The organism is Arthrobacter sp. 05N428_2 (assembly GCF_056397065.1).
The window spans coordinates 1-13,667 of the sequence record NZ_JBFTMR010000005.1; the positions used below are offsets into that span (position 1 = coordinate 1).

General features: G+C 67.7%; 15 protein-coding genes and 2 pseudogenes. 4 read left to right on the forward strand and 13 right to left on the reverse strand.

Going from position 1 to position 13,667, the window contains the following annotated elements; translation table 11 throughout:
* Both AC1DGI_RS06685 and AC1DGI_RS06690 read right to left on the reverse strand, forming a co-directional pair.
* Positions 1 to 247: pseudogene (locus AC1DGI_RS06685) on the reverse strand (hypothetical protein); the annotation flags it as partial.
* Positions 248 to 332: 85 nt separating this feature from the next.
* Positions 333 to 809: a hypothetical protein gene (locus AC1DGI_RS06690; RefSeq protein ID WP_476898215.1), complete on the reverse strand. Its 477-nt coding sequence runs from the start codon at positions 807 to 809 to the stop codon at positions 333 to 335.
* A 106-nt stretch (positions 810 to 915) separates the two neighbouring features.
* Here AC1DGI_RS06690 and AC1DGI_RS06695 point away from each other — a divergent pair, with 106 nt between their 5' ends.
* A complete protein-coding gene (locus tag AC1DGI_RS06695; protein ID WP_476898216.1) occupies positions 916 to 1,452 on the forward strand; it encodes an NUDIX domain-containing protein in 537 nt (178 codons plus the stop codon).
* A gap of 63 nt (positions 1,453 to 1,515) precedes the next feature.
* Here the strand turns inward: AC1DGI_RS06695 and AC1DGI_RS06700 are convergent, their stop codons facing one another.
* The 4 genes from AC1DGI_RS06700 to truB all read right to left on the reverse strand — a co-directional run bounded on the left by AC1DGI_RS06700 (position 1,516) and on the right by truB (position 4,027).
* Positions 1,516 to 1,995 (reverse strand): MarR family winged helix-turn-helix transcriptional regulator, encoded by a 480-nt coding sequence (locus AC1DGI_RS06700; RefSeq protein ID WP_441402954.1) that lies wholly within the window; start codon positions 1,993 to 1,995, stop codon positions 1,516 to 1,518.
* 235 nt (positions 1,996 to 2,230) lie between these two features.
* A complete protein-coding gene (locus AC1DGI_RS06705; protein ID WP_441402955.1) occupies positions 2,231 to 2,713 on the reverse strand; it encodes a hypothetical protein in 483 nt (160 codons plus the stop codon).
* A gap of 22 nt (positions 2,714 to 2,735) precedes the next feature.
* Positions 2,736 to 3,089: a hypothetical protein gene (locus AC1DGI_RS06710; RefSeq protein WP_441402956.1), complete on the reverse strand. Its 354-nt coding sequence runs from the start codon at positions 3,087 to 3,089 to the stop codon at positions 2,736 to 2,738.
* A 2-nt stretch (positions 3,090 to 3,091) separates the two neighbouring features.
* A complete protein-coding gene (gene truB, locus AC1DGI_RS06715) occupies positions 3,092 to 4,027 on the reverse strand; it encodes a tRNA pseudouridine(55) synthase TruB (protein WP_476898217.1) in 936 nt (311 codons plus the stop codon).
* A 75-nt stretch (positions 4,028 to 4,102) separates the two neighbouring features.
* Here truB and AC1DGI_RS06720 point away from each other — a divergent pair, with 75 nt between their 5' ends.
* Both AC1DGI_RS06720 and AC1DGI_RS06725 read left to right on the forward strand, forming a co-directional pair.
* Positions 4,103 to 5,296 carry a pyridoxal phosphate-dependent aminotransferase gene (locus AC1DGI_RS06720; RefSeq protein WP_476898218.1) on the forward strand — a complete coding sequence of 398 codons (1,194 nt, stop codon included), beginning with the start codon at positions 4,103 to 4,105 and terminating at the stop codon, positions 5,294 to 5,296.
* A gap of 65 nt (positions 5,297 to 5,361) precedes the next feature.
* Positions 5,362 to 5,559, forward strand: a complete 198-nt coding sequence (locus AC1DGI_RS06725) for a hypothetical protein (protein WP_441402977.1) — start codon at positions 5,362 to 5,364, stop codon at positions 5,557 to 5,559.
* Between the two features lie 24 nt (positions 5,560 to 5,583).
* On the opposite strand, the gene AC1DGI_RS06730 is transcribed toward AC1DGI_RS06725, so the two are convergent.
* From AC1DGI_RS06730 to AC1DGI_RS06760, 7 genes and pseudogenes are all read right to left on the reverse strand, one after another.
* Positions 5,584 to 5,931 carry a CU044_2847 family protein gene (locus AC1DGI_RS06730; protein ID WP_476898219.1) on the reverse strand — a complete coding sequence of 116 codons (348 nt, stop codon included), beginning with the start codon at positions 5,929 to 5,931 and terminating at the stop codon, positions 5,584 to 5,586.
* Positions 5,931 to 6,377, reverse strand: a complete 447-nt coding sequence (gene trxA, locus AC1DGI_RS06735; RefSeq protein ID WP_476898220.1) for a thioredoxin — start codon at positions 6,375 to 6,377, stop codon at positions 5,931 to 5,933. Before trxA ends, AC1DGI_RS06730 begins: the two co-directional genes overlap by 1 nt.
* Positions 6,378 to 6,523: 146 nt before the next feature.
* On the reverse strand, positions 6,524 to 7,033 hold the full coding sequence (gene rbfA / locus AC1DGI_RS06740) for a 30S ribosome-binding factor RbfA (RefSeq protein WP_476898221.1): 510 nt from the start codon (positions 7,031 to 7,033) through the stop codon (positions 6,524 to 6,526).
* A 156-nt stretch (positions 7,034 to 7,189) separates the two neighbouring features.
* A pseudogene (gene infB / locus AC1DGI_RS06745) lies at positions 7,190 to 10,066 on the reverse strand (translation initiation factor IF-2); the annotation flags it as partial.
* Between the two features lie 152 nt (positions 10,067 to 10,218).
* Positions 10,219 to 10,587 (reverse strand): YlxR family protein, encoded by a 369-nt coding sequence (locus AC1DGI_RS06750; protein WP_441402388.1) that lies wholly within the window; start codon positions 10,585 to 10,587, stop codon positions 10,219 to 10,221.
* Positions 10,588 to 10,786: 199 nt separating this feature from the next.
* Positions 10,787 to 11,767 carry a transcription termination factor NusA gene (gene nusA, locus AC1DGI_RS06755; protein ID WP_476898222.1) on the reverse strand — a complete coding sequence of 327 codons (981 nt, stop codon included), beginning with the start codon at positions 11,765 to 11,767 and terminating at the stop codon, positions 10,787 to 10,789.
* Positions 11,767 to 12,381, reverse strand: coding sequence for a ribosome maturation factor RimP (locus tag AC1DGI_RS06760; RefSeq protein WP_476898223.1), 615 nt, complete (start codon positions 12,379 to 12,381; stop codon positions 11,767 to 11,769). The genes nusA and AC1DGI_RS06760 overlap by 1 nt, the downstream gene beginning before the upstream one ends.
* A 106-nt stretch (positions 12,382 to 12,487) precedes the next feature.
* On the opposite strand from AC1DGI_RS06760, the gene AC1DGI_RS06765 reads away from it, so the two are divergent.
* Positions 12,488 to 13,603 carry a DUF4439 domain-containing protein gene (locus AC1DGI_RS06765; RefSeq protein ID WP_476898224.1) on the forward strand — a complete coding sequence of 372 codons (1,116 nt, stop codon included), beginning with the start codon at positions 12,488 to 12,490 and terminating at the stop codon, positions 13,601 to 13,603.
* Positions 13,604 to 13,667: the final 64 nt, after the last annotated feature.

Here is a 13,667-nt window from a genome sequence, read left to right on the forward strand (position 1 = left end):
GCGGTCCACGGCGGTCCACGGCGCCGGCGGCGACGATTTGCAGGTATTCGAGGGTCCGGGCGATCTCCTCGACGTCGCCGGCGAAGTCCGCCGCCGCAGCGAAGCCGAGCAGCGCCGCGTCCCGCGCCGCCGTCGAACTCAACTCCCGCAACTGGCCCAAAATACTGCCGAGTGACGGAGCGGCACCGCGCTCATCACCGTCCGGCCGACCGGCCGGACGAGAGACGAGAACTGCACCGATTCCCATGAACCAATTCAAACAAGAGGGTCAGACATTATTAGGGCAACGGAGCAGCCGGGCGGCCGTCGCGCCCTCGCGCCCGTCACCGGCATCAGCTGCTATCGCCGGTGACCTGCCTCCCACCGATGGAGCCAAGCTGGACGTACCCGACCAGGGTGATGCTCTGCGCAGTGCAGGGTTCGCTGCGTCGCGTCCCCGTCACGGAAATCTTAATCTCAGAAGCGGTCTCGATCAGCCGCACTTTCTCGGGCGTCGTGCACATCACCGAGGACGCTGAGAGGTATACCCGATTTTCGTTCAGGTCCAGTCGGATCAGATGCCAGGGCAGCGTCTCCGCCGGTTCCGCACTCCGGTTCAGTTGAAGTTCCCTAAACTCGGGAGTGATCGCCGATATGCCCGGCTGCGGCGCCAGCTTTGAGGCCGGCGGGGCCGCCGGAAGTTGCGGCGGCGCGGATTGTTCGCCACACGCCGTCATTGAACCGGTCGACAAGACTGCCGCGACGACCAAGCCGGCGAAGCGGATCCCCGCACGGTTGCGGTTCCCCACACGGTTCCGATTGAGCGCCATGCGTGCAGGCTACCGTGACCGGATCTAGGTGAAAACCTCGGCCCACTGACACTAAGCAAAACGCCATACTCGGGAGTCCCGCTTGAACGCGTGGCAGACTAACCGAATGGACAGTTCCGCCGCGCAGCCAGCCGAGGCTCACACCAACCCGTACAACGACCCGCGCCGGCCGTTTGGACCCCGGGACCCCGGGGATGCATGGGTGGAAGGCGGGCACGGCCGGTTCTGGGGCCGGTTCGGGTCCGCGGGCCTGCTGGTGCACGACGCCGGCAAGGGAGTCCTGCTCCAGCACCGGGCGACTTGGAGTGATCAAGGCGGAACGTGGGGCCTTCCCGGCGGCGCCCTGCACCAAGGGGAGAATGCCGTGGACGGCGCGCTCCGGGAAGCCAAGGAGGAAGCCGCGGTGCCGCCCTCGTCAGTCCGGGTGCTGTTCACGTCGGTGTTCGACGTCGGGTACTGGTCCTACACGACAGTCGCCGCCCGGGTGGTGGAACCCTTTGAAGCCGAAATCAGCGACCACGAGAGCCTCGAACTGCAATGGGTGCGGCTGGACGGCGTAGGCGACAAAGAGCTGCATCCAGGCTTCGCCGCTGCCTGGCCCGCCTTGCGGCGCCGGCTAGATCTGCACGGAAACGATGAATAAAACCCACGACGACGGCGGTCCCGCCTGATGGGCCCGGGCCGAGGGCCCGGGTCGGGCCCGACCTCAGAACCGGCCCGGAGCCTCGAATGCGGTCAGGATCCTGACCAGATCACGCTGTAGCGTGGTCCAGCCTTCCAAGTCCTCGGGAAGAGCATCGCGCTCAATCTGATGTGCGGTCGCCAGCGCGGCACTGCCGGCCGGGGTTAACGCCACGGTGAGTTGCCGCCGGTCCTGCTCATCCCTGGTGCGCGTGACCAGGCCCGCCTCCTCCAGACGAGCCAGCACCTTTCCCAGAGACTGGCTTTGCACCGCAATCCGGCGGGCCAGTTGCTCCTGGTTCGTATTTCCGGCGAGGAGCCCCTGGAGGGCTATCACGCCGGCATGCGTCAGCCCGAGGGCCGCCAAGGCCTGGTCCTTGCGGCGTTCGACCACCCTGGCCGCCATGGACAGAAGCTGGTCTGTCCGCCATCCTTCGGATTCGTGCCTTTGGCTCATCCCTGCCACCCGCGTCGGCGACCCGCGGCGGCCCTCTTCGCTTCCCATGATCCTCGGCGAACGGCGGTCATTGTGCTCATGATGCCTCCCTCGCTGCAGTGGAAAAATGTGGGGTGCATCGCTCGCTCTGTCCGCTCCCATGCTCCACAATAAGCATGCTTACTATACCTTTGGCAAGTCTACTTACTGTTTGCCGCAGCGCAGGACCATCGCGCCAGCGGCGGCAGAACGGGGTGTGGCTCCTTTTCCGAGCCGGGGGTGCGGTAGCTGTCGGGGAGCCTGGTCAGGCTTGTTGGCGCGCGGGACGGCGCCGGTACAGCCAGATGAGGCCCAGGATGGGCAGCAGCAGCGGGATGAATCCGTAGCCCCGCCCAAACAAGGACCAGACTGTCTCGTGCGGGAAGTTGGCCGCGTCGAACAGGCTCAGCGCGCCGACCACCAGGACGCCAACCAATTCGACCAGGACAGCCGTGACAGACACCTTGAACCAGGTCCGTCCGGGCTTTGCGAGGGAGACGGTCGCCACGATGTAAACGACGGCGGCGAAGGCGGACAGCAAGTACGCGAAGGGCGCCTCGGCGAATTTGGTGAGGATCTGGTAGCCGGCCCGCGCGGTTGCCGAGAGGGCAAACACCGCGTAGACAGCAATCAGCAGCCGGCCGGGTCCGGTATTTCGGGTGTCCCGCGCCGCCGAACCGGCGGCGTCGCCGGTGGTCCCCGCGACGCCGGTGGTCCCGTCGCCGGTTTGCTGCTCTGAAGCCGTCATGTTCTTCTTTGCCTCTTCCACGTCAGTACCAGATCTGATTCATTCGGGCGGCCATCACCAGTGCGGTGACGCCGACGGCGGCCAGCACGAAGTTGCTCCACCGGGTGCGTTCGAGGATGGCCCAGTAGACCGCGCCAACCGGCAGCAGCAGCGCCGTGGCCAGGTAGCCCCAAAACTCCCAAGGCTCCCCGGCGATCCGCTCCCCCGTCGCAACCCGGACAATCGAACCGACCAAGTAGACCAGGAGGGATAGTTCGACGGCGGCCACTGACAGGATGGTCGCATCGTTGGGTGCCTTTCTCAGGATGCCGGCGCCGGCGCACAGGACGGTGGAGACCAGGCCGACCACGAGGATGATGTAGAAAAATCCGTCCACAGCTAGCCCGCCGGCTTTTCGGCGGCGCGCTTCTCATTGTCCGGCGCGAAGACCAGCACGGGCTTGGCATAGTTTCCGGCATCGGCCAGCAACGCCACCAGCGAACCGTCCGGGGCGAAGGCGGCAGCCGGCTTCTCCGCGGTCGCGGCGTCCGGTGTGCCGGCTGCGGCGCCGGCCGGGATCCGGCGGCCGAAGGACAGTTCCGTGGTTTCTTCGGCGGTGAGCTGGCGGTTGGGCATCAGCGCCCGCGCCGCCTGCGACATCTCCAGCACATCCAGCTCTCCGGCCAACTGTTCCAGGGTTCGAGCCTGGTCCAGGGTGTAGGGCCCCACCTGCGTCCGGCGCAGTGCGGTGAGATGTCCGCCGACGCCGAGAGCCTCGCCCAGGTCGCGCGCCAACGCCCGGATGTACGTGCCGGAGGAACACTCCACGGTCACGTGCAGGTCCAGGGCTTCGCCGTTCTGGGCGCGGCGGAGTTCGTGGAGCTCGAAGCGGTGGATCGTCACGGGCCGGGCGGCAAGCTTGACATCTTCGCCGGACCGGACGCGGGCGTAGGCTCGTTCGCCGTTGACCTTGATAGCGCTGACGCTGCTGGGCACCTGCTGGATCTCCCCGGTCAGGGCGGCGACGCAGGCACGGACGCTTTCCTCGGTGACCCCGGCGGCGCTGTGCGTGGCGGTGACCTCGCCTTCGGCGTCGTCCGTGACGGTCGACTCGCCGAGGCGGATGGTGGCGGTGTAAGTCTTGGAGGTCCCCACGATGTAGGTGAGCAGGCGGGTTGCCTTATTGATGCCGAGCACCAGCACGCCCGTCGCCATGGGGTCGAGGGTTCCGGCGTGGCCCACCTTTCGGGTACCGGCGATCCGCCGCATCCGTCCAACCACATCGTGGCTGGTCCAGCCTTGCGGCTTGTCCACTATCACCAGTCCAGAAAGCACGCCTCCCAGTATATCCGCGCCGGGACTGCCCCTGGCGCGGCTGTCCGCCGGGCGCCGGACGCTAGGATGGCAAACATGCCAGAGCTAGCCGCCCATGTCCGCGACGTCGCCGTCAACCAGATCCGCGAGATCACCGAAGCCGCCTGGCATACCCCCGGCGCGATCGTGCTAAGCATTGGCGAGCCGGGCTTCGCCCTCCCCCGCCATATCCTCGAAGCCGGCATGGCTTGCCTGGACCGGGACGAGACCAACTACACCCCCAATGCCGGGATTCCGGCCCTGCGGGAGGCCTTCGCGGCCAGGTTCCGTGAGCACAATGCGACGCCGGTCGGCGCGGACCGGGTGTACGTGGTCGACGGCGCGCAGCAGGGACTGCACTTCGCAATGACCCTGCTGCTCTCCCCCGGCGACGAAGTCCTGATTCCCAACCCGGGCTACCCGACGTTTGCGATGACGTCCAGCCTGCTGCACGCCGTCCCCGTACGGTATCCGCTCTACCCCGACCACGACTTCCAGCCCCGGCTCGCAGACATCGAAGCGCTCATCACGCCGCGCACCAAGGTGCTGGTCCTCAACTCGCCGTCCAACCCGCTCGGCGCGGTGCTCGGCGAAGAGCTCACCCGCAGCCTCGTGGACCTGGCCGTACGCCACGACCTCTGGATCATCTCGGACGAATGCTACGAGGCATTTACCTACGACGTCCCGCACGTAAGCCCGGCGCGCTTCGACAGCGATGTTCCCGGCGAGGCGCGGGTGTTCACCTCGCTGACCCTGTCCAAGACCTACGGGCTCACCGGGCTCCGGATCGGGGCGCTGATCTGCCCGCCCGGACTCGAGCAGCAGATGAACAACGTGATGGAGGCGATCGTTTCCTGCGTCGCCTCACCCTCGCAGTACGCGGCCTTGGCTGCCCTGACCGGACCGCAGGACTATGTCAGCCATGCGCACGCACATTACCGTGCCAACCGGGATGCGGCCTCGGCCGTGCTGGAAGCCAAGGGCATCCCGTTCCTCAGCGCGCAGGGGGCCTTCTATCTCTGGGCGGATGTCTCGCACGTCAGCGGCGGCGACGTCCGTGCCTGGGTCCGGCGCTTCCTCGCCGATGCGGGCGTGGCCTTCGCCCCGGGCACCGCGTTCGGCTCCATCGGCGAAGGCTGGATCCGGATCGCCTTGTGCGGCGCCCAGCCGGATCTCGTCGAAGGCCTGGGCCGGCTTCCCGGCCGCCGGGCGGCCCTCGCGTCCCTACCGCAGGAACGCGCCAGGCAGTAGCCTGACCACACACGGGTGCGGGCGGATTCACGGCCGGGGTGCGGACGGCGTTGGAGGAGGAGCTGATGTGGTGGCAGGACTTGTTGTGGGGCATCTGGAACGGGATCACGGCCTGGATCGTGCTGATCGCCCATGTCTTCGGGGCCTGGCACGAGTTCCCGTTCTACAACACCGGGCGGGCCGGCAACTGGTATGATTTCGGCTTCCTGCTGGGCATGGGTTCCCCGTTACTCGGTGGCCTGAGAGGCCGACGGCGGGGCTGACGGGCCGCCTCGGCGCAGCCCGGCTTAGAGCCGGATCTCGTCTTCCGGCAGCATGGCGGGGGCCGGCGGCGCGGTGAACGACATCTTGACGATGAAGTGGCCCTCGGCGCAGTTCCGGGCGATGATGGCCCCGGCTTCGCCGGCCAGCTTCACGCCGAACTGAACCTCCAGATGCTCAGGGGCGAGTTCCCGCATCACGTCGGCGGCGGCCTTCGCGGCCGGCCGCACCGCGGTAAGGGCGTCTTCAAGCCGGCGGCCGGCATCGAGGATGCCCAGTTCGTTGCGGGCAGGCCGTTCGACGCCGAAGCTTCCCTCGTCGACTTCCACCAGCACCGTTCCCGATCCGACCTCATAGCGCAGGATTTCGGTCATCACTTGCTCCCTTCGGGCTTGGCTGCCAGTGCATCGTCCAGCCAACCGCGCAGGGCGGCCGCCGGCGGGGCTCCGGTCTGCCGCGCCACCACCCTGCCGTCCGTAATCACCAGCATCGTGGGGATGGCCTGGACGTCGAAGCGCCGGGACAGTGCCGGTGACGTGTCGACGTCGACCTTGACCAGCTTGACCCGGCCGGCCCGTTCCTGCGCCAGTTTGTCCAACACCGGACTGACCATGCGGCACGGACCACACCAGGCGGCCCAGAAGTCGACCAGGGCCGGGACCGGCGATTGCTCAGCGACCGCTGCGAAGTCGGCGTCGCCGGCCTCGACGATCCACGGCAGGTCGCGGCGGCACTTGCCACAGCGCGGGTGGCCGGGCGCCTCCGTGGGTATGCGATTGGTCGTGCCGCACTGCGGGCATTTGACCAGGACGGTACTCACTGCCGGTCACCAACGTTGCGCTCGCCCGCAGTCATGACTCCATGGGACTCCCCCGCTGCGACCGGGCCAAGGGTCGAAGGTCCCCGGATACGCAAACAGCAGGGGCCGGATCCTTTTCCGGTTCCGGCCCCTGCTGTTGAAGACGCTTACTTGTTGCGGTCCTCATCGATCGCATCGTGGTCGATGAGGTCGGTTTCTTCTTCGTCAAAGTCGTCTTCGTCGAGCTCGACGTCGTCGGGAACGTCGCTCTTGTACGGGTCGGCGTCGCCGGCGTGCTTGGCGCTGGCGGCAAGGGCTGCCACCTCGGCGTCGCGCTTCTTGGCTTCGCGCAGCAGCTGCTCCAGGTTCGAGGCCACCACGGGAATCTGGTCGGCGACGAATTCAAGCGTCGGCGTCAGCCGGACGGTGATGTTCCGGCCGACTTCCTGGCGCAGCACACCCTTGGCTTTCTCCAGCCCCTTGGCGGCATCCGCCTGGGCCACCTCGTCGCCGAACACCGTGTAGTAGACCGTGGCGTGCTGCAGATCATTGGTCACCCGCGCATCGGTGACAGTCACACCTTCCAGCCGCGGGTCCTTGACCCTCCGGCCCAAAGCCTCAGCAACCACGACCTTAATCCGCTGCGCCAACTTGGCAGCCCGTGCGGGATCAGCCATTTCCACTCCTAAATTCTTGGATGTACGACGGCGCCGGAACGCAAGCCGCACATTGGTGAGTTTGGTGCCACGCGCCTAAGGCGAGTCTACGACGGACTCCCGTTGGGTCTTTCCCGGCGGCCTGGGAGTGGCATCGGGCCTGTCGGAGCCGGACGGTTTTCGATCGAAGATCGAAAACATGTCACCTTCGTTGATGTCGTTGTACGAGCCAAGACCGATACCACACTCGAAGTCCGTGCGGACCTCGGTGGCGTCGTCCTTGAACCGCTTGAGCGTCTCAACGGTGAGGTTGTCGCCGATGATCTTGCCGTCGCGGCTGATGCGGGCCTTCGTGTTGCGCCGGATAACACCGGAGCGGACGATCGAGCCTGCAATGTTGCCGAACTTGGAGGAACGGAACACCTCGCGGACCTCGGCGGTGCCCAGCTGGACCTCTTCGTACTCCGGCTTGAGCATGCCCTTGAGCGCTGCTTCGATGTCATCGATGGCTGCGTAGATGACGGAGTAGAAGCGCATGTCCACGCCTTCGCGGTCTGCCAGTTCGGCAACACGCTCGGCGGGCTTGACGTTGAAGCCGATGATGACAGCGGAGTCGACCGTGGCCAGGTTGACGTCGTTCTGCGTGATCGCACCAACACCGCGGTGGATAACGCGGAGCTGGACACCCTCGCCGACGTCGATCTTGAGCAGCGCGTCTTCGAGGGCTTCAACCGCACCGGACACGTCACCCTTGAGGATGAGGTTGAGGGTGTCGATCTTGCCTTCGGCGACGGCCTTGTCGAAGTCTTCAAGGCTGATCCGCTTGCGACGCTTGGCCAGCGCGGCGTTGCGGTCGGCGGCTTCACGCTTCTCGGCGATCTGGCGGGCGGTGCGCTCGTCAGCAGTCACGAAGAAGGTGTCACCGGCACGCGGGACGTTGGACAGACCCAGCACCTGCACGGGGCGGGACGGACCTGCCTCGGTCAGCGAGCTGCCGTCGTCGTCGAACATCGCACGGACGCGGCCATGGGCCGTGCCTGCCACGATCGTGTCACCGACGTGCAGGGTGCCGGACTGAACCAGGACGGTAGCAACGGCACCGCGGCCCTTGTCCAGGTTGGCTTCAATCGCGATACCGCGGGCGTCCTTGTTCGGGTTGGCGCGCATGTCCAGGGCAGCGTCTGCGGTGAGCAGGACTGCCTCGAGCAGCTCGTCGATGTTGAGGTTCTGGCGGGCAGAGACCTCTACGAACATGGTGTCGCCACCGTACTCTTCCGGAACCAGTCCGTACTCGGTCAGCTGGCCGCGGACCTTGTCCGGGTTGGCGCCTTCCTTGTCGATCTTGTTCACGGCCACGACGATCGGCACGTTGGCCGCCTGGGCGTGGTTAAGGGCTTCGATGGTCTGCGGCATCACGCCGTCGTCGGCTGCAACGACCAGGATGGCGATGTCGGTAACCTTCGCACCACGGGCACGCATGGCGGTGAACGCTTCGTGGCCCGGGGTATCGATGAAGGTGATCCGGCGATCCGTGCCTTCGTGGTTGTGCGTGACCTGGTAGGCACCGATGTGCTGCGTGATGCCGCCGTGCTCGCCCGCCATAACGTCGGACTTGCGGATGGCATCGAGCAGCCGGGTCTTACCGTGGTCGACGTGGCCCATGACGGTGACAACCGGAGGACGGGCCTCGAGGTCTTCGTCGCCTTCGGCTTCCAGTTCAGCGTCGAAGTCGATGTCGAAGCCGGAGAGCAGCTCGCGCTCCTCATCTTCCGGCGAGACGACCTGGAGCTTGTAGCCAAGCTCCTCACCCAGCAGGGCAAACGTTTCCTCATCCAGCGACTGCGTGGCCGTGGCCATTTCGCCGAGGTGGAAGAGGACGGTCACCAGTGCGGCGGGGTTTGCCTCGATCTTGTCGGCGAAGTCCGTGATGGACGAGCCGCGGCGGAGCCGGACAATGGTGTTGCCGTCGCCGCGGGGTACGCTCACGCCACCCAGCGACGGGGCACTCATCTGCTCGAGTTCCTGGCGCTTGGCACGCTTCGACTTGCGCTGCTTGCCGCGGCCTGCGCCGCCCTTGCCGAAGGCACCCTGGGTGCCGCCGCGACCGCGGCCGCCCTTGCCAAAGCCACCTCCGGCCGGAGCGCCGCCGCCGGCGCCGGGAGCACCGGTGCCGGGAGCGCCGCCCGGGCGACCCGGACCACGGCCGCCGCCGCCGGGACGGCCTGCACCTGCGGGTGCCGGACGTTCGGTGCGGTTGGGCATCATGCCGGGAGTCGGACGGTTTCCGCCGGCTCCGGGACGGGCGCCGGGAGCGCCTGCCGGGCGGGGTCCGCCCGGACGTGCACCGGCGGCGCCGGCCGGACGCGGAGCGCCCGGACGGGGACCACCAGCGCCTGCTGCGGGACGGGGGCCGCCGGGGCGGTCGCCCTCGGTGCGGCTTCCGCCCGGGCGCGGCATGCCCTGGGAAGGAGCGAACGGGTTGTTACCCGGACGGGAGGTGCGTTCGTTGTCGCCACCGCGGCCGCGGGGCATGCCCTGGGACGTGGCGAACGGGTTGTTACCGGGACGGGGGCCGCCCGGACGCGGCGCAGAGCCGCCCTGGCGTGCCGGGGCAGCCGGGGCCTCGGCCTTGGGTGCCGGACGCGCGCCGGGCTTGGCGCCACCAGCGGCCGGAGCCTGCGCTGCCGGAGCCTGGGCTGCGGGTGCCGACGGCGCCTGGGCAGCCGGAGCGGCAACGGGGGCCGCCGCGGGTGCCTCGGCCGGAGCCGACGGAGCCGGAGCTTCAGTCTTGGGTTCGGCTGCCTTCGGCGCGGCCGGGGCCGGCGCGGGGGCCGGTCGGGACGCTGCGGGGCTTGCCTTGGGGGCTGAGGCGGGCGCTTCGGACTTCGGAGCGGCTGCCGCGGGGTAGGCGTTGCGCAGTTTCCGCACAACGGGGGCCTCAATGGTGGAAGAGGCGGAGCGAACGAATTCGCCCAGTTCCTGCAGTTTGGTTACTGCATCTTTGGAAGTAATACCGAGCTCTTTAGCAAGCTCATGTACGCGGACCTTGGCCACATTTCTCCTGTCTCGGTCCGCACCGAGCCAGGCACGAACCGTCTACTTCTTACTGCGGACCTCCGCCGCGAGTGCAGCTGAAAGGTCCATTGCAGAGCGCAACAAAGTTGTCATCGTTGCGCACTCATCGCTGGGAACTCATCGGGTTTCCATCAGTTTTCTGACCCGCTTTCAGGTTGGACGGTTGTTGCCGCGGCCACCGGGGTGTCTGCAGCTCGCGTGCCTGCCACGATCCGGCGTTCGACGTCGGGAGTCAGGGCGGCGCCGCTGAGGGCGCGTCCGAACGCTCGACGTTTGACCGCCAGTGCCAGGCACTTTTCGCTGGGGTGCAGCCATGCTCCCCGGCCAGCCATCCGACGTCGTTCATCCAGCACCACAGCGGATGAACCGCTGGCGCCGGCGACAAGCCGGAGTAGCTCCGACCGCAGACCCTTCTTCCGACATCCGATGCAGGTGCGCTGCGGCTGATTCCCGAGGTGTTGCACTTCTGCCACTACGAGTATCTTCCTGCCAGTTCGCATCTGCCGGCCCCATGGCTTCCGGTCAAACACCCGGACGCGCTGAAGCACGAGGATACCGGCCGTTAGGCGCGGTCCTGTCTATTCTAGCCCCTTTTTCGGTGCCGCCGGGGGCTGCCGTCCGAAACCGGGCGAAGCGGTCCCGTTCGGGGCGTGGAGCTGGGACGCCGCCGGGCGGCGTCCCAGGGACAACTTTCGGCAATTACTTGTCGCGGGTTTCCGTGGCGTCGGAGACGATGTCGATCCGCCAGCCGGTCAGCTTGGCGGCAAGGCGCGCGTTCTGGCCCTCCTTGCCGATCGCAAGGGACAGCTGGTAGTCCGGCACCACGACGCGGGCGGACCGGGTGGCCTCGTCCGTGATGGTGACCGAATTCACGCGCGACGGCGAGAGGGCGCTGGCGATGAACGCGGCGGGTTCGTCGCTGTAGTCGACGATGTCGATCTTTTCGTCGTTCAGCTCCGTCATAACGGCGCGGACGCGGGAGCCCATTTCACCGATGCAGGCGCCCTTGGCGTTGACGCCGGGGATGTTCGCCTTGACCGCTATCTTGGTGCGGTGTCCGGCCTCGCGGGCCAGCGCCACGATCTCGACCGAGCGGTCGGCGATTTCCGGAACTTCGAGTTCGAAGAGCTTCCGGACCAGCCCCGGGTGGGACCGGGACAGTGTGATGGAGGGGCCTTTGGTGCCGCGGTGCACGTCGATCACGAACGCGCGGAGCCGGTTGCCGTGGGTGTACTTCTCGCCGGGAACCTGCTCGGGCGGCGGCAGCAGCGCCTCCACCGTGCCGAGGTTCACCTGGATCATGTGCGGGTTGTTGCCCTGCTGGATGGTGCCGGCCACGAGTTCACCCTCGCGGCCCTTGAACTGGCCCAGCACATTGTCGTCCTCGGCATCGCGGAGGCGCTGCAGGATGATCTGCCGCGCGGTGCTCGCCGCGATCCGGCCGAAGCCGGCCGGGGTGTCCTCGAATTCGCCGATGGGCGCGCCGTCGTCGTCGATCTCGGTCGCCCAGATGGTCACGTGGCCGCTCTTGCGGTCCAACTCCGCGCGGGCCTTCTCGAAGGCGCCGGGTGTCTTGTGGTAGGCCACCAGCAGTGCCTGCTCGATGGTCGGAATCAGGAGATCCAGCGGGATTTCGCGCTCACGCTCCAGGAGTCTCAGTGCGCTCATGTCAATATCCATTAGGCCTCCTCGGAAGGTCCATTGTCGTTCTCCAGGCCGGCCTCTTCGAGGCGGCTGAACTCTATCTCGACTTTTCCACTGCGGATCTTGTCGAAAGGAAGTTTGATGGGTTCGCCCTGCTTGGGCTTCATCCCCTTCTTGAYGGCCAACTCCGGAACCAGGGTCACGCCGCCGTCGTCCACGGACTGGATGCGGCCGGTGACGTTGTCGTCCTGGATCACCTTGACCGTGACCAGCCGTCCGCGGGCGCGGTGCCAGTGCCGTTGCTCGGTCAGGGGCCGCCCCACGCCGGGCGAAGACACCTCGAGGTCGTAGGGGCGGGAGTCGATGCTCGGGTCGTTGTCCAGGACATCGGAGAGTGTCTTGGAAATCTCGGCGATGACGTCAAGGCTGACGCCCCCGGTTTCTTCCTGCGGCAGGTCCACCACAACGTGGACCACCCGGTTGGCGCCCGCTACGTGGATGGAAACATCTTCAAGGTACAACCGGTTCGCCAGGACTGCAGGCTCCAGCAGGGCGTGCAGGCGTTCGGCCTCCGGATTATGGGCGGGTACGGCTTCAGCCTTCCCCGTCCCGGTCCGGTCTGTCGAAGTCGTGGCTTCTGCGTTGGTCATGATGCCGCCCGCCTCCCGCTAGATGATGTTGTGCCTACTAGCCTAGCGATATTCCCGGCGCCATGGTGCACTCCAGTTCCCGACCGGCATGACAACATGGTCTGTTGTGAAAGACGACAGCGGGGAAGAACGACGGCGGCTCCGGCTCCCCCGGCACCTCCCCCGCATCGCCCTCCTCGTTTGCCTCGCTCTGGTGATGGTCAGCCTGGGAATGGTGTTCAGGCCCGGGAATCCGCCGGAACCACAGGAACCGCCGGCGTCCGAACGGGCCCGCGCCGCCGCACTGGCCGACGCGCTGCAATTGCGGAACGCCGGCGAGGAACTGGGAGCCGCCCGGGGGGCCGCGGCTGCGAACCCGGCGCAGGACGCACCGGCGGAGGGCTCCCGGACCGCCCTGACTCAGACTGTGAGTTTGCTGACAACCCACGCGCGGGCGCTGCTGCGGCCCGGCCAGGCTCAGGCGGCAGCACAGTCCACACCCTCCCTGCCGTCCGCTCCGACGACCGTCGCCGGCTTAGCTGCGTCCCTCGCCGGCAGCGGCCGGCAGCGCCTCGCCGACGCCGCCACTGCCGACGGCGGGATGGCCAGGCTGTTGGCTGCGGTCGGAACCGCCCAGTTGCTGCAGTCCAGCGCCCTCGCCGCCGCAGCCGGCGCCCCGGACCCGGCGGCCGGAGCGCCCGACCCGAGACCTGCCGCCGCCCACCCAGCCCCCGGATCGTGCCCCGCCGCGACCGCTTCGCCGTCGTCCGCCCCGGTCAACGACGGCGGGACGGCTGCCGGAAATGCCGGGCTGCCGGGAGCCTTGGCGGCGGTGATCAGCACCGAGCAGGAGACCATGTACGGCTACCAGGTGGCGTTGACCCGCTTGGACGGCGCAGCGGCCAAGTCGGCAGCGGAGCAGCTTGCACGGCACGAGACACTTCTCGCCGGCGCGGAATCACTGAGCCGGTCGCAGTGCGCAGCGATCCCGCCGCCGGAGCCCGGCTACGCCCTGGATCCGGCGTTCCTGGCCTCGCCCGGGCCCGGCCTGGCGGCGCTGGAGGGCGCGTCGCTGCCCGCGTACGGCGACCTCGTGGCCCTCAGCGACGGGGACGCCCGACAGTGGGCCATCGCGGGGTTGCTCGGCGCCGCGCGCCGCGCCGCTCTCTGGGGGGCAAGTGCCGCCGCGTTGCCGGGCCTGGACGTGGACCCCGCGTCGTTCCCGACGCTGCCCGCCGGTTGACGCCTGGCCAAGGTCCGGCTTACGTTGCTTAGCCTTCCAATACTGGCCAGCACTGGCGGCTGAT